Source organism: Polaromonas sp. YR568, assembly GCF_943371715.1.
In the GTDB taxonomy this organism is placed as follows: Bacteria; Pseudomonadota; Gammaproteobacteria; order Burkholderiales; family Burkholderiaceae_C; genus Polaromonas.
The window spans coordinates 116,410-139,948 of the sequence record NZ_CALRVW010000009.1; the positions used below are offsets into that span (position 1 = coordinate 116,410).

Genomic DNA, 23,539 nt, shown 5'->3' on the forward strand with positions numbered 1-23,539 from the left:
GCAAACAACCGCCGCAGTCAGCTCTAAAAACAATAGCAATCCCGCTGTTGGAACCCTGCTCTGTGGACTAGGAAAATCAATGTCTGAATCTTTTGCCGCCCTCTTTGAAGAATCGCTGAAACGCTCCGAAATGCGTACGGGCGAAGTCATTACCGCCGAGGTAGTGCGTATTGATCACAACCACGTGGTTGTGAATGCCGGACTCAAATCCGAGGCTTATGTCCCCCTCGAAGAATTCAAGAACGACCAGGGCGAACTCGAAGTCCAGGTCGGCGACTTCGTCTCCGTGGCCATCGACTCGGTCGAAAACGGCTACGGCGACACCCTGCTGTCCCGCGACAAGGCCAAGCGCCTGGCTTCGTGGATGAGCCTGGAAAAAGCCCTGGAATCCGGCGAGTTCGTCACCGGCCAGACCAGCGGCAAGGTCAAGGGCGGCCTGACGGTCCTCGTCAACGGCATCCGCGCCTTCCTGCCCGGTTCGCTGATCGACACCCGCCCCGTCAAGGACTTGTCTCCGTACGAGAACAAGACCATGGAATTCAAGGTCATCAAGCTCGACCGCAAGCGCAACAACGTCGTGCTGTCACGCCGTGCGGTGGTCGAAGCCTCGATGGGCGAAGAACGCGCCAAGCTGATGGAAACCCTGAAAGAAGGCTCTGCCGTCAAGGGCATCGTCAAGAACATCACCGAATACGGTGCCTTCGTTGACCTGGGCGGCATCGACGGCCTGCTGCACATCACCGACATGGCATGGCGCCGCGTGCGTCACCCGAGCGAAGTGGTGACGGCTGGCCAGGAAATCGTGGCCAAGATCCTGAAGTTCGACACCGAGAAAAACCGCGTGTCCCTGGGTCTGAAGCAGATGGGCGACGACCCATGGATGGGCGTGAACCGCCGCTACCCACAAGGCACCCGCCTGTTCGGCAAGATCACCAACATCGCCGACTACGGCGCGTTTGTGGAACTCGAGCCGGGCATCGAAGGCCTGGTCCACGTGTCCGAAATGGACTGGACCAACAAGAACGTGGCTCCGAGCAAGCTCGTGAACCTCGGTGACGAAGTCGAAGTCATGGTCCTCGAGATCGATGAAGACAAGCGCCGCATCAGCCTGGGCATGAAACAGTGCAAGGCCAACCCGTGGCAGGAATTTGCCCAGGACACCAAGCGCGGCGACCGCGTCAAGGGCCCGATCAAGTCGATCACCGACTTCGGCGTCTTTGTGGGCCTGGCTGCCGGCATCGACGGTCTTGTGCACCTGTCTGACCTCTCGTGGAACGAACCCGGCGAAGCCGCTGTTCGCAACTACAAGAAGGGCCAGGAAGTCGAAGCGATTGTGCTGGCTGTCGACGTCGACCGCGAGCGTATCTCCCTGGGCATCAAGCAGCTTGATTCCGACCCGTTCACCACCTTCGTGTCGATCAACGACAAGGGTGCGGTTGTGACCGGCAAGGTCAAGACGGTGGATGCCAAGGGCGCCGAGATCGATCTGGGCGAAGACATCATCGGTTACCTGCGCGCCAGCGAAATCAGCCGTGACCGCGTCGAAGACGCACGCAACGTGCTGAAAGAAGGCGACGAAGTGTCCGCAGTCGTGGTGAACGTGGATCGCAAGACCCGCAACATCCAGCTGTCGGTCAAAGCCAAGGACAACGTTGACCAGCAGGAAGCCATGGCTTCCCTGAGCCAGCAGTCCTCGCGTGAAAGCGCCGGCCTGACCAACCTCGGCGCCCTGCTGCGCGCCAAGCTGGACAACAACGAGAAGTAAACCGGACCCCTGAGACATGGCGTGCCCGCTCCCCGGAACGGCACGCCATTTCTCTGTCCCCTCATTTTTATGACCCGAAGCGATCTTGTCGAGGAACTGGCTGCACGTTTCAGCCAGCTGACCCACCGCGATGCCGAATATGCCGTCAAGACGATTCTTGACGCCATGAGCGACGCGCTGGTGCGTGGGCACCGCATAGAGATTCGTGGTTTTGGCAGTTTTTCGATCAACCGGCGCCCGCCGCGCATGGGCCGCAACCCGCGCTCTGGCGAAAGTGTTGCCATTCCGGAAAAACGCGTTCCCCATTTCAAGCCAGGCAAGGCCCTGCGTGAAGCGGTGGATACCCGGACCGAAGAAATGCTGGCCCCTCCGGTCAAATAGCGGCGTCCCGCCTGGTGCTGGCTACAATTGCCGGACCACAAGGGGACCTGTAGTGAAATACCTCATGTGGCTGCTCAAGGCAGCCATTTTTTTTACGCTTTTTGCGTTCGCGCTGAACAACCAGCAAGCCGTTTCCGTGTATTTCTTTTTCGGCACGCTGTGGCAGGCGCCCCTGGTGCTGGTCGTGCTGGTCACCTTTGCCTGCGGGCTGGCGACCGGCATCCTGATGATGATGCCGCGCTGGTGGAAAAAACGAAAAAACGTGCGCGCCAGCCAGCAGAGTCAGCTCAGCGAGAACCCCTCCACCATGCACCATGGACTTTGATTTCACCTGGGTTCTGCTCGGGTTTCCGATTGCCTTCACGCTGGGATGGCTGGCGTCACGGCTGGACCTGAGGCAGCTCAGGATCGAAAACCGGCAGGCGCCCAAAGCCTATTTCCGCGGCCTCAATTTCCTGCTCAACGAGCAGCAGGACCAGGCGATTGATGCCTTCATCGAAGCCGTCCAGAACGACCCCGACACCTCCGAGCTGCACTTTGCGCTGGGCAACCTGTTTCGCCGGCGCGGCGAGTACGAGCGGGCCGTGCGCGTTCACGAGCACCTGATGTCGCGCGGCGACCTGACACAGACCGAGCGCGACCGCGCGCAACATGCGCTGGCACTCGACTTCCTGAAGGCCGGCCTGCTGGACCGCGCTGAAGTCGCGCTGCGCAAACTCGAGGGCACCAGCTACGAGGAAGAAGCCCGGCTGGCCCTGCTGTCGATCTACGAACGCTCGCGCGACTGGACGCACGCCACCGACATCGCCGCCAAGCTCGACAGCGCCAGCCACGGCAGCTTCAGCACCCGCCAGGCCCACTACCTGTGCGAACAGGCGGTGTCGGCCGCGGCCTCAGGCAATGCCAGCCAGGCGCTCGACTTGCTGCAACAGGCGGCCGCCATGGCGCCGGCGTCGCCGCGTCCGCTGATCGACCTGGCCAAACTCCAGACCCAGCTGGGTCAACACGCGGACGCGTTTGCCACCCTGCGCAGGCTGGAACAGACCGCACCGCAGGCCTTGCCGCTGGCGGCCGGCCTGCTCGTCAACATCGCACAGCAAAGCGGCCAGCAAGCGGCCGCGCTGGACCTGCTAAAGGCCAACTACGCCCAGCTGCCGTCGATTGACGTGATCGAGGCCATCGTCAAACTCGACACCACCTCCACCGACCCGCGCCAGTGGTACGGCCAGCATCTGGAGCGTGAAGCCTCGCTGGTGGCAGCGGCCAAGTGGATTGCCGGCGAAAAACTGGGCAGCGCGCATGAACACAGCATGGTGCAGCGCGCGCTCGACCAGGCCACCAAGCCCCTGATGCGTTACCGCTGCGCCGCCTGCGGCTTCGAAGCGACACAGCACTTCTGGCACTGCCCCGGTTGCCAGGCCTGGGACAGCTACCCGGCGCGCCGGATCGAAGAGTTATGAACACCCCCGTCGGATGCTCACTGCGTGTAGCACCTTCCCCCCTTGCAGGGGGCAGACACCTGCGGCCTGGCAAAGCCAGATCCGCGGCGTCCACTGGCATAAGAAAATCACTCGTATGACAACGCCTTTATCTCTGTCCCGCGAACAACTCGCCAAGGCACGTGTTCTGGTGGTCGGCGATGCCATGCTGGACCGCTACTGGTACGGCGCGGTGGACCGCATCTCGCCGGAAGCGCCTGTGCCCGTGGTGCGCGTCACGCGCCAGGAAGAACGCATGGGTGGCGCGGCCAATGTGGCCTACAACATCGTGACCGTGGGCGCACGCGCCTCGTTGCTGAGCGTGGTCGGCGACGACGAAGCCAGCCACCAGCTCGAAGCCCTGGTGGCGAACTCGGGCATCACGCCCTGCTTCGGCCGCGACCCGCAACTCAAGACCACGGTCAAGCTGCGCGTGATCGGGCGCCAGCAGCAGCTGCTGCGCCTGGATTTCGAGAACACGCCCGAAAACGAAGTGCTGGCCTCGCAGTCGGCCGAGTTCGAAAAGCTGCTACCGGCGCATGACACGGTGCTGTTTTCCGACTACGGCAAGGGCGGACTGGCCCACATCGGGCTGATGATTGCGCAGGCCCGCGCCGCCGGCAAGGTGGTGCTGGTCGACCCCAAAGGCTCGGACTACTCGCGCTACCAGAACGCCACCGCCATCACGCCGAACCGCGCCGAACTCGAGCAGGTCATCGGCCCCTGGCAGGATGAAGCGGACCTGCAGCGCAAGGCGCAGAACCTGCGCGAGGCGCTCAAGCTGCAGGCCCTGCTGCTGACACGCAGTGAAGAAGGCATGACACTGTTTGACGCCGAGGGCCAGCTGCATGTGCCGGCGCTGGCGCGCGAAGTGTTCGACGTGACCGGGGCCGGCGACACCGTGATCGGCACCCTGGCAGCCATGGCTGCCGCCGGCCTGAGCCTGCGCGACGCCGTGCCGGTGGCCAACCGTGCCGGCGGCATCGTGGTCGGCAAATTCGGCACGGCGACGGTCAGCTACGGCGAGCTGTTTGCCTCGCCATGAAACGCAAGGATCTCTCATGAAAATCGTAGTTACCGGTGCCGCCGGTTTTATCGGCTCCAACATCATCAAGGGGCTGAACGCCCGCGGCATCGACGACATCATTGCCGTCGACGACCTGACCGACGGAGACAAGTTCCGCAACCTGGCGGACCTGCAGATCGCCGACTACATCGACGCCGACGATTTCTACGAACTGTTTGCCGACGCCGCCTTCGGCAATGTCGAGGCGGTGTTCCACGAGGGTGCCTGCAGCGACACCATGGAGAGCGACGGCAAGTACATGATGGACAACAACTACGCGTTGTCCTGCGACCTGTTTGCGGCCTGCCAGGAGCAGCGCACCCGGCTGCTCTACGCCTCCTCGGCCGCGACCTACGGCGGATCGGACACCTTCCGCGAGTCACCCGAGTTCGAAAAACCGCTCAATGTCTATGGCTACTCCAAGCTGCTGTTCGACCAGCGGCTGCGGCGTGAACTCGGCGCCGACTTCTCCGGCACGGCCATCCAGGTCGCCGGCTTTCGCTACTTCAATGTGTATGGCCCGCGCGAGCAGCACAAGGGTCGCATGGCCAGTGTCGCCTTTCACCAGTTCAACCAGTTCCGCGCCGAAGGCAAGGTCAAGCTGTTTGGCGAGTACGGCGGGTATGGCCGGGGCGGACAGATGCGCGACTTCGTGTTCATCGACGATGTCGTGGCCGTCAACCTCTGGTTTTTTGACAACCCCGGCAAGTCCGGCATCTTCAACCTCGGCACCGGCCGCGCCCAGCCCTTCAACGATGTGGCACTGGCCGTCGTCAACACCCTGCGCCAGCAGCAGGGCGATGCGCCACTGACGCTGGAAGAAGCCGCGCACGGCAGCCTGATCGACTACATCGACATCCCGCCCGCGCTGGTTGGCAAGTACCAGAGCTACACGCAGGCGGACCTCACGGCCCTGCGCGCGGCCGGCTGCCAGCATGTCTTTGCCGATGTGCAGACCGGTGTGGCGACCTACATGCGCGCCTTGACCCAGGGCGAAGCCGCCAAAGCCTGACCGGCCCCGCGACGGCGCGCGTCAGCGGGGAGGCGCCGGTGCGGTGGCCTCTGCGGTCGATGCGCCGTCCGGCTCCGGCTCGGGAAAGCGGTAATACAGGGTGTTGAGGTAACGAGCCACGTCGCTCACGTCCTCCTCCCGCCAGCCCAGCCCCGAGGTTTTCTGCCACCGCTCGACTTCGGCCTTGAGGCTGGCCCAGTTGCTGGCCAATTTCCTGTCGCGCCAGTGAAGCTGGGTGCTGTGGCAAGCGATGCAATGGGTCGAATACAGCAGTTCCCCGCGCTGGGCATCGGTCTTGGTCCGGGCAAACACAGGCCCCGCCAGGCCCCAAAGAACCATCACAAGAGCGAACAGCCATTTTTTAATCATCATGGGACTCTCCTCAGGCGCGCTGCTCGAACTCCCGGTCCCTGGCGCCGATCACCCCGGCGGCCAGGTCGGCCAGCTCCCGCGTCAACAGCTCCAGGATGTCCTCCATCGTGACGACGCCCGTCAGCCGGCCTGCCTCATCGACGATGACCAGCCGGCGCAGCCGGTGCCTGCGCATCAGTGCCACCGCGTCCATCGCGTCCATCTCGGGGTTGGCCTGGACAAGCTCGACGGACATGATGTCGCCGGCGGTAAACACCTCCGGGTCCAGCCCTTCGGCCATCAGGGCCAGCACCAGGTCCCTGTCGGTCAGGATGCCGACCGGGCGGCTCTTTTCTGCGGCATCGACGACGACAAGCGCGCCGACATGGTGCTTGCGCATCAGCTGGGCGGCCACAAAAGCCGAGGTCTCGGGTTCAACCACCGCCACCACGGCGGTTGCAAAGTCTTTCAAACGAGTCGGCATTTTCAGCTCCTTTTGGCGGCCTGGAGGCTTGTTTGTGGCGATACTGCAGCTTATGCCTGTCCCGGCGCCTGCATCGTTGATCCAGCGCAAACACCCGGGCAGGTCAACCTGGCGGCTGCAACAGCCGTTAAATGCGGTACCCCCTGGTTCACGGGAGGGATCCCCGCTTCAACCATCCATTTTGAGGAGCTTCCTGATGTTCAAGAAACTGCTGGCCTTTGTGGCCGCCATGTATGTCGCCGTGGCCTTTGCCGCCGTTGACGTCAACACCGCCACCCCGGCCGAACTCGATGCCATCAAGGGCATCGGCCCGGTCAAATCCGCGCTGATCATCTCCGAGCGCAAGAAAGCGCCGTTCAAGGACTGGAACGACTTTGTGACCCGCGTCAAAGGCGTGGGCACCGACAGCGCCGCCAAATTTTCCGCCGACGGCCTGACCGTCAACGGCACCAGCTACAAGGCCGGCGGCAAAACAGACGTCAAGGCCGACAAGAAAGCCGACAAGCCGGTCACCGAAAAAGCCAAGGATGCCGCGGTCGCCACCAAAGACGCCGTCAAGGGTGCGGCCATCGCCACCAAGGACGCAGCCAAGGAGACCGCCAAGGACGTCAAGGCCGCCGTGACTCCCAAAACCGACACCAAGGCAGAAGTGAAGGCCGAGGTGAAGGCCGGCGCCAAGACCGAACCCGCCAAGAAGTAAGCGCCCTGCGCTTGTACATCAACCCGCCTTGTGCGGGTTTTTTCATGTCTTTTCGGCCTTCAGCCCTTGCCAACAAAGCGCAAGCAGCTATCGAAAACGTAGCAACTCAGAATGGCGCCCGGTCATGACGGCGCGGCGTACCGGGCCACGAAGCCGCGGTCGATGCGGTCTTTCAGCCGCCACACCCAGCGCCCTTCCACGTGCAGACCGCCCCAGGCGGCAATCGCGTAACGGCCGCCACAGGAAATCAGGTTCAGCGTGCGCGCAGCCGGCTGGTAAGGCTGCAAGGGCAAGCCCTGCAGCGCAGCACGCAGGTTGGCCAGCAGGGGCGGCCCGGCACGCACCGCATAGACACCGCTGCGCGGATGCGGCGCATCGATGCGGCTGGCCACATCACCGGCGCCAAACACATGGTCGTGGCTGGTGCTTTGCTGAAAGCGGTTGACGGCCACGAACCCGGCGTCGTCCAGTGCCAGCCCGCTGCCGGCCAGCCAGCCCGGCGCCTGGGCACCGACGGCTAGCAAGGGGGCATCGCAGGCCAGGCGCGCGCCGCCGGCCAGCTGGATTTCCCCGGCCGACATGCCCACGCAGGCATCGGGCAGCACCGTGATCTGCAGGCGCCGCAGGGCCTGGACCACCCGGCGCTGCACCCCGGCCGGGTAGTTCCAGGCCGGCGGTGGCCCACCGGTCACCAGGGTCACGCGGCCGCCCGGCGGGTAGCCGGCGCCACCCAGCGCATGGGCGGCAGCCATGGCCAGCTCCAGCCCCGCCGCGCCCGCCCCCACCACGACCAGATGAATCGGCCGGCTGCGGCCCAGGGCCGCCACCTGCGGCCACAACTGACCGAAGGCTTCGATGGGCCGCACGAACAGGGCGTGTTCGCGCGCGCCGGGCATCTGCGCCTCGATCTTTTCGCGGTCCATCACCGGCCCGGTGTTCAGGCTCAGCCAGTCCCAGGCCACGGTTTCACCGCTGGCCAGCGTCACGGTTTTTGTCGCCGCATCGAGGGCCACGCCGCTGCCTTCGATGTAACGTGCACCGCAGCCCGCCAGCAGGCCCGCCAGCGGAATGACACATTGATCCAGCGCGTAATGCCCGGCCACAAAACCCGGCACCATGCCGGAATACAGCTGGCGCGGATACGGGGCAATCACAGTAATGGCCAGGTCCGCCGGCCGGTTTTGCGCCAGGCTGTGCAGCACATGCACATGGGCATGGCCGGCGCCCAGCAACACCAGGTGTTTCAGGCCCGGGCGTGCATTCGAAGTGGAAGTCATGGGGACAGTGTGACATCCCCGACATGGCCCAGACTGCGGCCACCCGTGTTGTCGGCATCGGCGCCGACCAGCACGGCCTGCAGCGGCGGCACCGCCTCACTTTCGTCACCAAAGGCGCGGCGAAAATCAGCCGCCAGGTCGCGCGAATGGGCGACCCATTGGCCCAGGCGCTGCTCGCCGCTGTCCAGCACGATGAAACGCACGCGCGCGCTGTAGGCATTGGGCAGCAGGGTGCCCGGCGCCAGCGCGCCGTCCCAGACATAACACAGGGTGGCCGACGGCAGCTTCTCGCCGCTGGCGACACGCGCCAGCCGCAACAGGTTGCGCTCGATCAGGCCGAGCCGGGCCAGTGGCATGTCAAACAGCGCACACACCTTGAGCGGGCTGTCGTCGCCCTCGCGGCGGCGCAGGTCGGCGCCGCGCAAGGGCTCGTCCAGCCGCCAGCGCCAGCGCAGCCGCAGCCCGGCTTCGGGCACTGCCGCGGGCAGGTCATGCACCAGGTTGCCATAGGACTTGTCCGCTTCGATGCGCAGCACCTTGCGCCCGTCCAGCTCGACCAGGGCATAGCTGGTCAGCGGGATCTTGCCGCCCGGCACGCCCACCACGCGCCAGGGTGCCGGTGGCTGTGCTCCGCTGGCCGATGAAAACGCGGTGAGGGCCGGGCCCGGCGTCTGCGCCTGAGCCTCGGACAACAGCGGTGAGATGAGCAACACGGCCAGCCAAGGCTTCATGTCAGCCCCGCTTCCAGTCGTGGTAGCGGCGCACCCATTCGAGCAGGCGTGTGGGCTGGTGCGCGCGTTTCCATTCGCCGGCCGCGTATTTGTTGGCCTCGGCCAGGGTCGGGTAGGTGTGGATGGTGGAGAGAATCTTGTTCAGCCCCAGGCCGTGTCGCATGGCCAGCACATACTCGGCCAGCAGGTCACCGGCATGGGTGCCGACAAGGGTCACGCCCAGAATCGTGTCCTTGCCCGGCACCGTCAACACCTTGACGAAACCGCGCGCCTCGCCATCGGCAATGGCACGGTCCAGGTCGTCCATGCCGTAACGTATCACTTCAAACGGGATGTTTTTCTCCCGCGCTTCCTGTTCGTTCAGGCCGACACGCGCCACCTCCGGGTCGATGAAGGTGGTCCAGGGAATCACCGAATAATCGGCCTTGAACAGCCTGAACTCGCCAAACAGCGCATTCACCGCGGCGTACCAGGCCTGGTGCGCCGCCACATGCGTCAACTGGTAGGGCCCGGCCACGTCGCCCGCCGCGTAGATGTTGGGGTAGATCGTCTGCAGGTACTCGTTGGTGTCCACCGTGCGTTGCACCGGGATGCCGAGTTCTTCCAGCCCGTAACCCTCCAGCCGTGCGACCCGCCCGACGGCGCAGATCAGCTGGTCGAAGTGCAGGCGCTGTTCCCTGCCGCCGTGTTCGACGACCAGCGTTTTCACGCCATCCGATGTTTCGCAGCGCAAGGCCTTGTGGCCGGTCAGCACCGACACGCCATCGGCGGCCAGCGCCTGGCGCGCCAGTTCCGACACCTCCTCGTCCTCACGCAACATCAGGCGCGGCGCCATCTCGACCTGCGTGACCTGCGCACCCAGCCGGGCAAAGGCCTGCGCCAGTTCACAGCCTATCGGTCCGCCACCGAGAATCACCAGGCGGCGCGGCACCTCGTCGAGTTGCGCAAAGGCCTCCCACAGCGTGTCGCTGGTCACGTAGCCCGCCTCTTCCAGCCCCGGCAAGGGCGGCACCAGCGGCCGGGCACCGGCGGCGATCACGATGCTGCGGGTCGTCAGGGTCTGCGTGCCACCGCCATTGAGCGCAATCTCGACCGTCCACGGGTTGACGATGCGCGCATGGCCCTGCAGCACCTCCACGCCCAGGCCGGTGTAGCGCTCTATGCTGTCATGCGGTTCAATCGCGCGGATGACCGCCTGAATCCTTTGCATCACCGCATTGAAACTGAACACCGGCGTGCTGTTGCTCAGGCCATAACTGGCGCCATGGCGCATCTGGTGCGCGAGTTTGGCGCTGCGGATCAGCGCCTTGGACGGCACACAGCCGTAGTTCAGGCAGTCGCCGCCCATCTTGTCGGACTCGACCAGCGTGACCTTGGCCTTGACCACCGCGGCGATGTAGGCCGACACCAGGCCACCGGCGCCAGCGCCGATCACGATGAGGTTGCGGTCAAAGGACGTGGGGCGCACCCTGGCCCAGCGCGCATAGACCTTGCGGCGCTTGAGAAACTGCAGCAGCTTGTTGACGACCAGCGGCAACAGGCCGAGCAGCACAAAGGAGCCGATCAACGCCGGCGAGGCAATCGACTGCAGGGAATCGATCTTTGCGATCTGGGTGCCGGCATTCACATACACCACGGTGCCGGCCAGCATGCCGACCTGGCTGACCCAGAAATAAGTCCAGGTCCGGATGCGGGTCAGGCCCATGAGCAGGTTGAGGACAAAAAACGGCACGACCGGGATCAGCCGCAGCGAGAACAGGTAAAACGCGCCCTCTTTCTCAATACCCTTGTTGATCTCGTCCAGCCGCTTGCCAAAACGGGCCTGGATGCTGTCCCGCAGCAGGTAACGCGCCGCCAGCATGGCCAGCGTCGCGCCCAGGGTCGAGGCGAAAGACACCACGATGGTCCCGAGCACCAGACCAAAACCGGCGCCGGCCGCCAAGGTCATGATGACGGCGCCGGGCAGCGACAGGCCGGTGACGGCCACGTACACCGCAAAAAACACCAGCGTCACCCAGACCGGGTGCCGCTCAAAAGTTGACTGGAAAGACGATTGGCTGTCCTTGAGGAAGGACAGGCTCAAATAACGGCCCAGGTCCAGCGCAAAAAAGGCACTGATACCCGCCAGCAGCAGCACGGCGATCACAAGTTTGCGTGAGTTCAAGTCCGTCCCCGGTGTTGTTCTGTGGATGTTGTCGGGTGAAAGTAGCGATTCTTACAACACCAGGCCTGGCAGTGTAAGAAATCACGCCCTGCGGCGACCGATGATGAATGTGGATTTAACGCGAGGCTAACACTGCTGCAGCAAAATCCGCTCAGAATCACCGTCTGGCCCGACATTCACCATCCACAAGGAAATCCCCTCATGACCCAGGCGCTGGTAGGCATCATCGGAGGCAGCGGCCTCTACCAGATGGACGCGCTCGAGAACGCGCAGGAGCAGGTGATGGACACGCCCTGGGGTGCGCCCTCCGACGTGCTGGTCACCGGCAGCGTCCACGGTGTGCCGGCGGTGTTTCTGGCGCGTCATGCGCGTGGCCACCGCCTGCTACCCTTCGAAGTGCCTTACCGCGCCAACATCCACGCGATGAAACAGCTCGGCGTGCGTTACATCGTCTCGGTGTCGGCCGTGGGCTCCTTGCGCGAGGATTTCAAGCCACTGGACATGGTGCTGCCCGACCAGTTCATCGACCTGACCAAACGCCGCGACAGCACTTTTTTCGGCAACGGTGCGGTCGCCCATGTCTCCATGGCCCAGCCGGTCTGCCCCGCGACCGCCGGCGTGCTGGCGCGTGCGGTGCGCAGCGTGTTGGCCGCCGATGCCTCGGGCCACGGCGTGACCCTGCACGAAGGCGGCACCTATGTGTGCATCGAGGGTCCGCAGTTTTCCAGCCTGGCCGAATCCCGCTGGTACCGCAGCATGGGCGCGGGCGTGATCGGCATGACCAACATGCCCGAGGCCAAACTCGCGCGAGAGGCACAGATCGCCTACACCACGCTGGCGATGGTGACCGACTTCGATTGCTGGCATCCGCGCGAGGCGCAGGTCAACGCCAGCATGGCGCTGGCCAACCTGCTAAAAAACGCCGGCCGCGCCCAGCAGGTGGTGGCCGAGGTCATACGCCTGCTGGGCGCCGAACCACCGGCCAGCGAGGCCCACACCGCGCTGCACAACGCGCTGGTCACCCAGCCCGACACCATGGCCCCCGAGGTGCGCGCGCGCCTGGCTGCGCTGCTGACCTGAACCCGAACGGACCCACCATGCACGACACCCTTCCCCTGCTGAAAAAAACGCCTTTCCCGGCCCTGCGCCGCGCGCAGCTCGACACCCTGCAGGTCAACCTCGGCTACAAGTGCAACCAGAGTTGCCTGCATTGCCACGTCAACGCCGGGCCGAACCGCACTGAAATGATGGATGCCGAGACGATGGCGCTGATCCCCCGGGTACTGGCCGCACGCGGCCTGCGCACGCTGGACCTGACCGGTGGCGCGCCCGAGCTGCACGCGGGCTTTCGCGACCTGGTGCGCAGCGCGCGGGCGCAGGGTGTGCGTGTGATCGACCGCTGCAACCTGACCATCCTGTTCGAGCCCGGACAGGAAGGGCTGGCCGAATTCCTGGCAGAGCAAGGCGTGGACATCGTGGCCTCCATGCCCTGTTACTCGGCCGCCAATGTGGACAAGCAGCGCGGTGAGGGCGTGTTCGATCTCAGCATCGCGGCCTTGCAAAAACTCAACAGCCTTGGTTATGGCCAGAGCGGCTCCGGCCTGTCGCTGAACCTTGTCTACAACCCGCAGGGCCCGTCGCTGCCGCCCGACCAGCAGGCGCTGCAGGCCGACTACAAGCGCGAGCTGCTGGCGCATTTCGGCATTGTTTTCAACGAGCTGTACGCGCTGACCAACATGCCGATCCAGCGCTTTGGCTCGACCCTGGTGTCCAAAGGCACGTTTGACAGCTACATGGACCTGCTCAAGGGCAGTTTTCAGGAGCAGAACCTGGCCGGCGTGATGTGCCGCAACACGGTCAGCGTGGACTGGCAGGGCTGGCTGTCGGACTGCGACTTCAACCAGCAGCTCGGCCTGCCGCTGGGCACCTCTGGCCTGCAGCGTCATTTGCGTGAGCTGCTGGTCAGTGGCATCGACGCGCAGCCCATCCGCGTGGCCGGCCACTGTTATGGCTGCACCGCCGGCCAGGGCAGCAGTTGCGGCGGCGCGCTGGAGCACTGAGCCCCCACCTCAGGCGCCCGACCATGGCGGCACACCGACTCTCCATCGTGTTGCCCGTGCTCAACGAAGCCGCGGGCCTGGGCGCGGTCCTGCAGGCGCTGGCACCGCTGCGGGCACGTGGTGCTGAGCTCATCGTGGCCGATGGCGGCAGCAGCGACCACAGCGCCGCGCTGGCGCAGGCCAGCGGTGCGCAACTCGTCAACGCAGCGCGCGGCCGCGCGCTGCAGATGAACGCGGGCGCAGCGCAGGCCCGCGGTGAGGTGTTGCTGTTTCTGCATGCCGATACCCAGTTGCCTGCTGACGCCGACGTGCTGATCCGCGAAGCCCTACCGAGCGGCTCGCGCGTCTGGGGCCGTTTTGATGTGGCCATCACCGGCCGCCCCCGCATGCTCAAACTGATTGCCGCCCTGATGAACCTGCGCTCTCGGCTGACCGGCATCGCCACCGGCGACCAGGCGATGTTCGTGACCCGCGCCGCGTTCGAGGCCGTGGGCGGTTTCCCGGCCCAGCCACTGATGGAAGACATCGAGATGTCCCGGCGCCTGCTGCACCTGTCGCGCCCGGCCTGCCTGAGGGCCAAAGTGCAGACCTCGGGCCGGCGCTGGGAAAGCCGCGGCGTGTGGCGCACCGTGCTGCTGATGTGGCGGCTGCGTTTCGCCTACTGGCGCGGCGTCGCGCCCGAACGGCTGGCCGAGTTGTATCGGTGACTACGCCATGACCCGCCTGGTGATTTTTGCCAAGGCGCCGCAGCCCGGCGCCGTCAAGACCCGGCTGATTCCCGCGCTGGGTGCGGACGGCGCGGCGGCGCTGGCGCGCGCCATGCTGGCGCACACGCTGCAGCAGGCACTCGCTGCCGGACTGGACGCGGTGGAGCTGTGTGTGAGCCCGGCGCCCGGTGACTTGGCCTGGCGCGGCGTGGCACTGCCTGCCGGTGTGGACTGCACGGCGCAGGGCGAGGGCGACCTCGGTGAACGCATGGACCGCGCAATGCAGCGCGCCCTCACCCAGCACGGGGGCCCGGTGCTGCTGATCGGCACCGACTGCCCGGCCCTGGACAGCGGCCACCTGCGCGAGGCGGCCGGGCAACTGATGCACCACGACGCCGTGCTGCAGCCGGTGGCCGACGGCGGTTACGTGCTGATCGGCCTGCGGGCGCCCTGCCCCGCCATCTTCAGGCACATGGCGTGGAGCACCTCCACCGTCGCCGCCGAAACGCTGCAGTGCCTGGCCGCGCTGGGCCTGCGCGTGTGGCAGGGGCCGATGCTGCACGACATCGACGAAGCGGCGGACCTGGTTCACCTGCCCGATGGCTTCATGCCCCCGAAACATCAAGCCATATCGGCCTCCAGCCCAATACCTACAAGCGCTGGCAGCTCCTGATTCCATAGCAATTTCACGTCCGGAAACACCCTTGAGCAACAACACCACCTACGACATCGTCACCGACTACTACGGCCGCCAGCTGCAGGGCACGGCAGACCTCAAGACCAGCGCCTGCTGCGACGTCAGCAGCATGCCCGAGTGGCTCAAGCCGCTGCTGGCGCGCATCCACCCCGAGGTGCTGTCGCGTTATTACGGCTGCGGCCTGGTCTGCCCGCCGCTGCTGGAGGGTTGCCGCGTGCTCGACCTCGGCTGCGGCTCCGGCCGCGACGTGTATGCGCTGGCACAACTGGTCGGGCCCACCGGCTCAGTGGTCGGCGTGGACATGACCGATGAACAGCTGGCCGTGGCACGCGCGCACCAGGCCCACCACGCGGAACTGTTTGGTTACGGCAATGTGAGCTTTCTGCACGGCTACATCGAGCGGCTGGATGAACTGGGGCTGGAGCCCGGCAGCTTCGACGTGATCGTCTCCAACTGCGTGGTCAACCTCTCGCCCGACAAGGACGCGGTGCTCGCCGGCGTGCAGCGTCTGCTCAAACCCGGTGGCGAGTTCTACTTTTCCGACGTGTACGCGGACCGCCGCGTGCCGGCCGCGGTGAAAAACGACCCGGTGCTGTATGGCGAATGCCTGGGCGGCGCGCTGTACTGGAAAGACTTCGAACGCCTGGCGCAAGGCCACGGCTTTGCCGACCCGCGCCTGGTGGAAGACCGGCCGCTGGACATCACCGACCCGCAACTGGCGGCACGCACCGGCAACCTGCGCTTTTATTCGGCCACCTGGCGGCTCTTCAAGCTGGCCGCGCTGGAGTCGGCCTGCGAGGATTACGGCCAGGCGGTGATTTACCAGGGCAGCATTCCCGGCCAGGCCGGCCGCTTTGTGCTCGACAAACACCATGACCTCCAGACCGGCAAGGTGTTCCCGGTCTGCGGCAACACCTGGCACATGCTCCAGGGCACACGCCTGGCGCCGCACTTCAGCTTCATCGGCAACTTCGACACGCATTACGGCATTTTTGAAGGCTGCGGCACCAGCCTGCCGTTTGATGGCGCACCGGGCAGCAGCGCCGGCGTTTGCGGCCCGGCGGGCTGCTGCTGAGCCGCTTCCGGCTCAGCTCACACCAGCGCAATCAGGTCGGTCACGCCGACGTCCACGCCGGCCTGCGCCAGCAGCGTGGTCGCCTGCCCGCGGTGATGCGTCTGGTGGTTGAAGAAATGGGTCATCGCCTGCCAGACCGGGTGGGCGCGCTGCACACCCTTGGTGTTGGCATACAGCATGGTGCTGCTCAGAAAATCCGCCTTCATCTCTGCCAGCCAGCGCTCAATCACATCGTCCAGCGTGTCGCGCGCCTGCCGCAGTTCGGCCCAGTCGGGATAGGCATGGATGCTGACGTAGTCCACACCAGGCGGCAGGGCCAGTGTGGCGGCATCCAGTGCAGCAAACCGGGTCTGCTGCGAGGCAAAGCGGTGCAGCCATAACCTGTCGGCCAGCAGCAGATGCGTCAGGGTGTGGTGGATGGAGCCGAAAAAAGCACCGCGCTCGCGCTTGCGTTCCTCGTCGCCCAGGGGCTCACAGGCTGCGTACAGGCGCTGGTTCATCCAGCGGTTGTAGCGGGCCAGAAAGCGGTAGTTGTCAAGAAACGCAGCGTCCATGGTTTGCTCCTGAATTGATAGCTTCCGGCGCGCAACATGTATGGGCTGCACCGTGTTTGTATCAAAAAAAAACGCCTGCAGGTATCAGCTGGGGCCGCGGGACCGGCTTTGCCGGACCGCAGGCGCCGCCCCCTCGAGGGGGGAACAGGCTACACGCAGTGAGCCTGGACAGGGGTGGGCCTATATCTTGCCGAAACCGCCCCCGCCCGGCGTGTGGATCTCGAAAATATCGCCCGGCGCCATTTCGGCCTGGCCGATGTGGTCCAGGCTTTCAACCCGACCGTCCGCGCGCACCACCACATTGCGGCCCACCTGGCCAGGCTGGCCGCCGGCCATGCCGAAGGCACCGTGTTTGCGGCCGTTCGACAGAATGCTCGCGGTCATGGCTTCGAGAAAACGCACGCGCCGCACGCCGCCGTTGCCACCTGTCCAGCGCCCGGCGCCACCCGAGCCCTGGCGGATTTCGTAACTCTCCAGCCGCACCGGGAAGCGGAACTCCAGCACCTCGGGGTCGGTCAGGCGCGAGTTGGTCATGTGGGTCTGCACGACCGAGGTGCCGTCGAAGCCCTCGCCGGCACCGCTGCCGCCCGAGATGGTTTCGTAATACTGGTGCCGCTCGTTGCCGAAGGTGAAATTGTTCATGGTGCACTGGCTGGCCGCCATCACGCCGAGCGCGCCATACAAGGCATTGGTGATGCAGGTGGAGGTTTCCACATTGCCCGCCACCACCGAGGCCGGCGGGTTCGGGTTCAGCATGGAGCCGGCCGGGATGATGACCTTGAGCGGCTTCAGGCAACCCGCGTTGAGCGGAATGTCGTCGTCCACCAGCGTGCGGAACACGTAGAGTACCGCCGCCATACACACCGCGGTAGGCGCGTTGAAGTTGTTGCTCTGCTGGGGGGAAGTTCCGGTGAAGTCGATCTCCGCGCTGCGTTTTTTCGTGTCCACGCGGATCGCCACCTGGATCTGCGCACCGTTGTCCAGCGGCAGCGTGAAGGCGCCGTCTTTCAGCCGGGTGATCACGCGACGCACCGACTCCTCGGCGTTGTCCTGCACGTGGCGCATGTAGGCCAGCACCACCTCCAGGCTGAAGGTGTCGACCATCTTGCGCAGTTCCTGCACGCCCTTTTCATTGGCGGCGATCTGCGCCTTCAGGTCGGCCATGTTCTGCTGCGGGTTCCTCGAAGGGTACTGGCCGCTTTTCAGCAGCGCCACCATCTCGGCTTCGCGCAGCACACCGCGTTCGACCAGCTTGACGTTGTTGATCTGCACGCCCTCTTCCTCGATGCGCGTGGAAAACGGCGGCATGGAGCCCGGCGTGGTGCCGCCGATGTCCGCATGGTGACCCCGCGAGCCGACATAAAAGGTCGGCAAGTCCGCGCCGCCAAGGTAAACCGGTGTGATCACCGTGATGTCGGGCAGATGGGTGCCGCCATGGTAGGGGTCGTTGAGCACATAGACATCGCCGGGCTGCATTTTTCCGGCGTTCTCCCGGATCACCGTCTTGATGCTTTCGCCCATCGAACCCAGGTGCACCGGCATGTGCGGTGCGTTGGCAATCAGGTTGCCTTCGGTGTCGAACAGCGCGCAGCTGAAGTCCAGCCGCTCCTTGATGTTGACCGAGTAGGCGGTGTTCTGCAGCTGCAGGCCCATCTGCTCGGCGATGTTCATGAACAGGTTGTTGAACACCTCCAGCAGCACCGGGTCCACGGTGGTGCCGGCCGCAAACTTGATCGCACGCTCGGCGCGCCGGTCCAGCACCAGATGGTCCAGTGCCGTCAGCGCGGCTTCCCAGCCCGGTTCAACCACGGTGGTGGCGTTTTTCTCGGCAATGATCGCCGGGCCGGAAATGATGTCGCCCGGCTGCAGGTCTTCCCGCACCACCAGCGCGGCATCGTGCCACTGGCCGCCCGAATACATGCGTACCGTTTCCCGCCGCGGCACTTCACGCGGTTCGTGTGTGGGGTGACGCGGCTCAGCCGGCGCATCGCCGGCCACCACCGCCTCGACCGACACGGCCTCCACCACCAGCCCCTTGCCCTGCATCAGAAAGGCAAAACGCTGCCGGTAAGCGGCCTCAAAACTCGCCTCGATCTGGTCCAGCGTGCCGAAGGGAACCACCAGCGCCGAATCGCTGCCTTCGTAACGCACATGCACGCGGCGGTGCATGGTGATGGCGCCCGTGCTGACCTGCTGGCGCTGGAGTTCGACCTGCGCCGTCGTTGCAAGGCCTTCAAGCGTTGCGGCAATTTCGGGCACAGCTGCCTCAGTCAGCTTGAGCTCCACCGCCTGCTCGCGAATCACGTTCTGGTCGGCCAGGCCCATGCCGTAGGCGCTGAGCACACCGGCCAGGGGGTGCACAAACACTTTAGTCATGCCCAGCGCGTCGGCCACCAGACAGGCGTGCTGGCCGCCGGCGCCGCCGAAACACTGCAGCGTGTAGCGCGTCACGTCGTACCCGCGGGCAACAGAGATCTTCTTGATGGCATTGGCCATCTGCTGCACCGCGATGTTGATGAAACCTTCGGCCACGACCTCGGCGCTGCGCCCGGTCTGGCCGGCCAGTTCGTTGAACTGCGTTTCAACCGCCTCGTAACTGAGCGGTTCGTCAGCGTTCGGGCCGAACACCTTGGGAAAGTAACGCGGCTGCACCTTGCCCACCATCACGTTGGCATCGGTCACGGCGAGCCGGCCGCCGCGGCGGTAGCTGGCCGGCCCGGGATTGGCCCCGGCGCTTTGCGGCCCGACGCGGAAGCGCTCGCCATCGAACTTGAGAATGGAGCCACCCCCTGCGGCCACCGTGTGGATGCTCATCATGGGCGCGCGCATGCGCACGCCGGCAACCTGGGTTTCAAACTCGCGTTCGAACTCGCCAGCGTAGTGCGACACGTCGGTGGACGTCCCGCCCATGTCGAAACCGATCACCTTGGCGTGGCCAGCAATCGCCGCGGTGCGCGCCATCCCCACAATACCGCCCGCTGGCCCGCTCAGGATCGCGTCCTTGCCCTGGAACACATGGGCATCGGTCAGACCGCCCGAAGACTGCATGAAAAACAGCTTGACCCCGGGCATCTCGCCGGCCACCTGCTCCACATAGCGGCGCAGGATGGGCGAGAGGTAGGCATCGACCACGGTCGTATCCCCGCGGCTGACGAACTTCATCATCGGGCTGGTCTCGTGCGAGGTACTGATCTGGGTAAAACCCACGTCCTGCGCAATACGCTTAGTCGCCTTTTCATGGTCGGTGTAGCGGTAGCCGTGCATGAATACAATCGCAACACTGCGCAACCCTTTCTGGTATTGCGCCGACAGCTCCTGTTTTAATAGCGATTCGTCGAGCGCCTGCAACACCTCGCCCTGCGCACCAATACGCTCGTGCGCTTCCACGACGGCGCTGTAGAGCAGCTCGGGCAGCACGATGTGGCGGTCGAACAGCCGTGGCCGGTTCTGGTAGGCGATGCGCAGCGCGTCGCGAAAGCCGCGCGTCGTCACCAGCAGGGTCGGTTCGCCCTTGCGCTCCAGCAGCGCGTTGGTGGCCACGGTGGTGCCCATCTTCACGCAGTCGACCACGTCGGCACGGATCGGCTCGCCCGCCTTCAGGCCCAGCAGGTGGCGGATGCCGGCCACGGCGGCATCGCGGTACTGCTCGGGGTTCTCGGACAGCAGCTTGTGCGTGACCAGCGAACCGTCGGGCTTTCTGGCCACGATATCGGTGAATGTGCCGCCGCGGTCAATCCAGAACTGCCAGCGTCCGCTGCCTGTGTTGGAGGTGTTTTCCTGGGTCATTTGTCGAAGTTCGCTGTTCATGGATGGTGGGGGCGCCACGGCGGGTGGCGCGGAAATTTGTAAAAAAAGGGAAAAGAGGACTGCCTACTTGAAGTAATAGGGAACAAAAATGGCGTTGGCTTCGCTGCCAACAGATCGTACCCATTCCCGCGAGAAGCGCTCACCCATGCGCTTGATCTCCTGTTCGAGCTCGGCCGGAATGCGCTCGATCCGCACGCCGTTGCTGCGCATCTCCTCGGTGGCGTTGACGGCCAGGGCCTGGCTGGCCACCCAGCCCCGGCTTTCCGCGTCGGTGGCGGCCTTCATGACCATGGCGCGCGCAGGCGGGTCCAGCGCTTCAAAAGCCTTGCTGCTGACAAAGACCACGTTCTTGGGAAACCAGGCATTGATCTCATAGTAATACTTGATGGCGCCCCAGACCTTGTTTTCGACCCCCGTCAACGCCGAGGTGATCATGTTGTCCATGCGGCCCTCGGCCAGTGCCTTGCCCACGTCGACCATGGGGACGTCCACCGGATGGGCGCCCAGCATCTCTGCAATGCGCTGCGTGGTCTGGTTGTAGGTGCGCATCTGCGTCCCCTTGAAATCGGAGAGGCCGCGTATCGGCTTGCTGCTATGCAGGCCCTGCGGCGGCCAGGGCACGGTGTACAGCAGCTTCAGGCCGCGGCTGGCCAGGTGCCTCTCCATTCCGGGCCGTTGCAGCTTCCAAAGCCGTTCCGCGTCCTGGTAGCTGCCGACCACAAAAGGGATCGAGTCGGCCCCGGCAATCGGGATGTCCTTGACCATGCTGGTCATGATGGTTTCGCCCGCCTCGGCCTTGCCGGCGGCCACCGCTTGCGCGATGTCGTTGAGCTTGGCCAGCGTATTGTTCGGGTGTACCTGAATCACCAGTTTCCCGCGCGTGGCCTGCTCTACATCGCGCGAGAACTGCATGATGTTCTGGGTATGGAAGGACTCGGCACGGTACCCTGTTGCCAGCTTCCAGGTGGTCGGCGGCGGCGGGGTAGCGGCGTGACTCAGCGATACCGCGCACAGGGCGGCCATCCAAAGTTTTTTCATGGAAACTCCTTGGGGAAGTGCGGCTTCTGGCGGGGACTCACATGTGACGCGGCAGCCACAGCACCACGTCCGGGAAGAAGTAGGTGATCAGCACCGCGACGATCATCAGAAAGAACAGCGGCAATGCGGTGCGTGCGATCCAGGTCACCTCACGCCGGGTCAGGCCCTGGATGACAAACAGGTTGAAGCCCACCGGCGGTGTGATCTGCGCCATCTCGACCACCAGCACGATGAAGATGCCAAACCAGATCAGGTCGAACCCGGCGGCCTCGACCGTGGGCAGCAGCACGGCAATCGTCAGCACGACCACCGAGATGCCGTCCAGAAAGCAGCCCAGCACAATGAAGAAGCCGATCAACCCCAGCATCAGCATGAAGGGCGAAAGGTTCAGCGCACCGATGAACTCGGCCAGATGCCGCGGCAGGCCGATGAATCCCATGGACAGGGTCAGGAAGGCCGCGCCGGCGAGAATCAGGCCGATCATGCAGTAGATGCGGCAGGCAGCGACCAGGCCTTCCCTGAACTTGACCCAGTTCAGCGAACCCTCGATCGCAGCCAGCACCAGCGAGCCGGCCACGCCGAGCGCAGCCGCCTCCGTGGCGGTGGCGATGCCGCTGTAAATGCCGCCCAGCACCACCACGATCAGCGAGACCACCGGGATCAGGTGACGCGACGCGTGGATTTTCTGGCCGAAGCTCATGCGGACATCGGCGGCCGGCACCTTGTCCTTGTTGAACAGCGCCCAGACGATGATGTAGCCCATGAACAGCGCAGCCAGCATGAGACCTGGAATCACCCCGGCCAGGAACAGCTTGGCGATCGATACATTGGCCGCCACCCCGTAGACGATCATGATGATGGAAGGCGGGATCAGCAGCCCCAGCGTGCCCGCGCCGGCCAGGGTGCCGACCGAGATGTTGTCGGGATAGCCGCGCTTCTTGAGTTCAGGCAGGGTAATCTTGCCGATGGTGGCGCAAGTCGCCGCCGAGGAGCCAGAAATCGCCGCAAAGATGGTGCAACCCACCACATTGATATGCAGCAGCCGGCCCGGCAAGCGGTCCAGCCAGGGCGCCAGGCCCTTGAACATGCTGTCGGACAGCTTGCTGCGAAACAGGATCTCGCCCATCCACAAAAACAGCGGCAGCGCGGTCAGCGTCCAGCTGGAGGTCGATCCCCAGATGGTCAGGGCCATGCTGTCGCCGGCCGGCCGGGCGCTCAACAATTCCATGCCAAGCAGAGCCACGGCCAGCAACGACAGGCCTATCCACAATCCCGATCCCAGTGCCGCAAACAGCAGCACGATCAGTCCAAAAGCAATGACGATATCCATGATGATCTTTCTCGGGGTCCGGGCTATTCAATGTGGGCGGCTTCGCTGGAGACGGCAATGAAGCTGCCGCCCTGCCAGCGTTCAACCAGCGCCTGCACGAAGGACAGCGCAAAGCCGATGCAGCCCAGCGCCATGGCGAGCTGCGGTATCCACAGCGGCGAGGCATCGGCCGCCGGTGAAATGTCGTGTGTGCTGTAGGACACCCAGACCAGGCGGGCTGCGTACCAGGCCACATAGGCGGCCAGAGCCAGCCCCGCGCCCAGCGACCACCATTCCAGCAGCCCGCGCACCCTGGGCGATACACGATCGAGCAGCAAGGTCACCCGGATGTGGTCGCCGTGCTGGAGCGTACCGGGCAGCGCCAGGAACAGGGCGGCTGCAATCGCGTAGCCTGCGTAGGCGTCCAGGCCGGGAATGTCCCAGCGCAGCTCACGCGCCACCACCCCCAGCATCACGGTGCCGAAGGCGGCCAACATGGCCAGGCAGGACAAAGCCATCAGCAGTTGGTAGAAATTCCGGACGAGTTTGCCCATCACGTGCTCCTGCATCGATCAAAAAAAGGGAAAAGAGAAAGGGACGGCGACGGGTTTCCTGCGGGGCCTGCCTGGCGCAGGCCCGCCCGCCGCGGAAGACGGCTTACTTTTTGCGGTAAGCGTCGATCACGGCCTGGCCTTCGGGACCGGCGGTCTTGAGCCATTCGGCGGTCATGGTGTCGCCAATGGCTGCCAGCTCCTTCTTGAGGCTGTCGGAGGGAGCGCTGATGGTCATGCCTTTCGCAGCCAGCTCCTTGATGTACTCGCTGTCCAGCCGCTCGCTGGTGGCCCAACCCCGCTCCTGGGCCGCAGCGGCCGCCTTGAGCAAG

Annotated in this window: 22 protein-coding genes and 1 pseudogene; 12 read left to right on the plus strand and 11 right to left on the minus strand. The window is 64.8% G+C overall.

Annotated elements, in window-relative coordinates; all coding sequences use genetic code 11:
- The first annotated feature begins 79 nt into the window (after nucleotides 1-79).
- From rpsA to rfaD, 6 genes are all read left to right on the plus strand, one after another.
- The gene (gene rpsA, locus AAG813_RS09080; RefSeq protein WP_341914088.1) at nucleotides 80-1,765 is read left to right on the plus strand and encodes a 30S ribosomal protein S1; all 1,686 of its coding nucleotides are present in this window, start codon (nucleotides 80-82) and stop codon (nucleotides 1,763-1,765) included.
- A 69-nt stretch (nucleotides 1,766-1,834) separates the two neighbouring features.
- Nucleotides 1,835-2,146 (plus strand): integration host factor subunit beta, encoded by a 312-nt coding sequence (locus AAG813_RS09085; RefSeq protein WP_096664686.1) that lies wholly within the window; start codon nucleotides 1,835-1,837, stop codon nucleotides 2,144-2,146.
- 52 nt (nucleotides 2,147-2,198) lie between these two features.
- Nucleotides 2,199-2,471, plus strand: coding sequence for a LapA family protein (locus AAG813_RS09090; RefSeq protein WP_096664683.1), 273 nt, complete (start codon nucleotides 2,199-2,201; stop codon nucleotides 2,469-2,471).
- On the plus strand, nucleotides 2,461-3,606 hold the full coding sequence (lapB, locus tag AAG813_RS09095) for a lipopolysaccharide assembly protein LapB (protein WP_341914092.1): 1,146 nt from the start codon (nucleotides 2,461-2,463) through the stop codon (nucleotides 3,604-3,606). Before AAG813_RS09090 ends, lapB begins: the two co-directional genes overlap by 11 nt.
- Nucleotides 3,607-3,721: 115 nt before the next feature.
- On the plus strand, nucleotides 3,722-4,669 hold the full coding sequence (gene rfaE1 / locus AAG813_RS09100; RefSeq protein WP_341914094.1) for a D-glycero-beta-D-manno-heptose-7-phosphate kinase: 948 nt from the start codon (nucleotides 3,722-3,724) through the stop codon (nucleotides 4,667-4,669).
- Nucleotides 4,670-4,685: 16 nt separating this feature from the next.
- Nucleotides 4,686-5,702, plus strand: coding sequence for an ADP-glyceromanno-heptose 6-epimerase (rfaD, locus tag AAG813_RS09105; RefSeq protein ID WP_341914096.1), 1,017 nt, complete (start codon nucleotides 4,686-4,688; stop codon nucleotides 5,700-5,702).
- A gap of 21 nt (nucleotides 5,703-5,723) precedes the next feature.
- Here rfaD and AAG813_RS09110 read toward each other — a convergent pair whose 3' ends face one another.
- On the minus strand, nucleotides 5,724-6,074 hold the full coding sequence (locus tag AAG813_RS09110) for a cytochrome C (protein ID WP_341914098.1): 351 nt from the start codon (nucleotides 6,072-6,074) through the stop codon (nucleotides 5,724-5,726).
- A 10-nt stretch (nucleotides 6,075-6,084) separates the two neighbouring features.
- On the minus strand, nucleotides 6,085-6,537 hold the full coding sequence (locus AAG813_RS09115; RefSeq protein ID WP_341914100.1) for a CBS domain-containing protein: 453 nt from the start codon (nucleotides 6,535-6,537) through the stop codon (nucleotides 6,085-6,087).
- Nucleotides 6,538-6,733: 196 nt separating this feature from the next.
- Between AAG813_RS09115 and AAG813_RS09120 the strand changes: the two genes are divergently transcribed.
- Nucleotides 6,734-7,237, plus strand: a complete 504-nt coding sequence (locus tag AAG813_RS09120; RefSeq protein ID WP_341914102.1) for a helix-hairpin-helix domain-containing protein — start codon at nucleotides 6,734-6,736, stop codon at nucleotides 7,235-7,237.
- Between the two features lie 122 nt (nucleotides 7,238-7,359).
- Here the strand turns inward: AAG813_RS09120 and AAG813_RS09125 are convergent, their stop codons facing one another.
- From AAG813_RS09125 to AAG813_RS09135, 3 genes are read right to left on the minus strand one after another with little or no spacing between them, the layout of a single operon-like run.
- The gene (locus AAG813_RS09125; protein WP_341914104.1) at nucleotides 7,360-8,514 is read right to left on the minus strand and encodes an FAD-dependent oxidoreductase; all 1,155 of its coding nucleotides are present in this window, start codon (nucleotides 8,512-8,514) and stop codon (nucleotides 7,360-7,362) included.
- Nucleotides 8,511-9,245 (minus strand): DUF3047 domain-containing protein, encoded by a 735-nt coding sequence (locus tag AAG813_RS09130; protein WP_341914106.1) that lies wholly within the window; start codon nucleotides 9,243-9,245, stop codon nucleotides 8,511-8,513. Before AAG813_RS09130 ends, AAG813_RS09125 begins: the two co-directional genes overlap by 4 nt.
- Nucleotide 9,246: 1 nt before the next feature.
- A complete protein-coding gene (locus AAG813_RS09135) occupies nucleotides 9,247-11,409 on the minus strand; it encodes an FAD-dependent oxidoreductase (protein ID WP_341914108.1) in 2,163 nt (720 codons plus the stop codon).
- 201 nt (nucleotides 11,410-11,610) lie between these two features.
- Here AAG813_RS09135 and mtnP point away from each other — a divergent pair, with 201 nt between their 5' ends.
- Genes mtnP through AAG813_RS09160 form a run of 5 tightly spaced genes read left to right on the plus strand, consistent with a single transcriptional unit; the run spans nucleotide 11,611 to nucleotide 15,948 of the window.
- Nucleotides 11,611-12,489 carry an S-methyl-5'-thioadenosine phosphorylase gene (mtnP, locus tag AAG813_RS09140; RefSeq protein WP_341914110.1) on the plus strand — a complete coding sequence of 293 codons (879 nt, stop codon included), beginning with the start codon at nucleotides 11,611-11,613 and terminating at the stop codon, nucleotides 12,487-12,489.
- Between the two features lie 17 nt (nucleotides 12,490-12,506).
- The gene (arsS, locus tag AAG813_RS09145; RefSeq protein ID WP_341914112.1) at nucleotides 12,507-13,469 is read left to right on the plus strand and encodes an arsenosugar biosynthesis radical SAM (seleno)protein ArsS; all 963 of its coding nucleotides are present in this window, start codon (nucleotides 12,507-12,509) and stop codon (nucleotides 13,467-13,469) included.
- 23 nt (nucleotides 13,470-13,492) lie between these two features.
- Nucleotides 13,493-14,176: a TIGR04283 family arsenosugar biosynthesis glycosyltransferase gene (locus AAG813_RS09150; RefSeq protein WP_341914114.1), complete on the plus strand. Its 684-nt coding sequence runs from the start codon at nucleotides 13,493-13,495 to the stop codon at nucleotides 14,174-14,176.
- Nucleotides 14,177-14,183: 7 nt separating this feature from the next.
- Complete coding sequence (locus AAG813_RS09155) at nucleotides 14,184-14,849, plus strand: TIGR04282 family arsenosugar biosynthesis glycosyltransferase (protein WP_341914116.1); 666 nt, start codon at nucleotides 14,184-14,186, stop codon at nucleotides 14,847-14,849.
- A 31-nt stretch (nucleotides 14,850-14,880) separates the two neighbouring features.
- Complete coding sequence (locus AAG813_RS09160; RefSeq protein WP_341914118.1) at nucleotides 14,881-15,948, plus strand: methyltransferase domain-containing protein; 1,068 nt, start codon at nucleotides 14,881-14,883, stop codon at nucleotides 15,946-15,948.
- A gap of 17 nt (nucleotides 15,949-15,965) precedes the next feature.
- Here AAG813_RS09160 and AAG813_RS09165 read toward each other — a convergent pair whose 3' ends face one another.
- The 6 genes and pseudogenes from AAG813_RS09165 to AAG813_RS09190 all read right to left on the minus strand — a co-directional run.
- Entirely contained in the window at nucleotides 15,966-16,502 is a 537-nt protein-coding gene (locus AAG813_RS09165) for a DinB family protein (protein ID WP_341914120.1), read from the minus strand.
- Nucleotides 16,503-16,682: 180 nt separating this feature from the next.
- Entirely contained in the window at nucleotides 16,683-20,288 is a 3,606-nt protein-coding gene (locus AAG813_RS09170; protein WP_341914122.1) for a hydantoinase B/oxoprolinase family protein, read from the minus strand.
- A gap of 84 nt (nucleotides 20,289-20,372) precedes the next feature.
- Nucleotides 20,373-21,347, minus strand: a complete 975-nt coding sequence (locus AAG813_RS09175; protein WP_341914124.1) for a TRAP transporter substrate-binding protein — start codon at nucleotides 21,345-21,347, stop codon at nucleotides 20,373-20,375.
- Nucleotides 21,348-21,384: 37 nt separating this feature from the next.
- Nucleotides 21,385-22,677 (minus strand): TRAP transporter large permease subunit, encoded by a 1,293-nt coding sequence (locus tag AAG813_RS09180; RefSeq protein WP_341914126.1) that lies wholly within the window; start codon nucleotides 22,675-22,677, stop codon nucleotides 21,385-21,387.
- Between the two features lie 23 nt (nucleotides 22,678-22,700).
- Nucleotides 22,701-23,210: a TRAP transporter small permease gene (locus AAG813_RS09185; protein ID WP_341914128.1), complete on the minus strand. Its 510-nt coding sequence runs from the start codon at nucleotides 23,208-23,210 to the stop codon at nucleotides 22,701-22,703.
- A gap of 103 nt (nucleotides 23,211-23,313) precedes the next feature.
- Nucleotides 23,314-23,539: pseudogene (locus tag AAG813_RS09190) on the minus strand (C4-dicarboxylate ABC transporter substrate-binding protein); the annotation flags it as partial.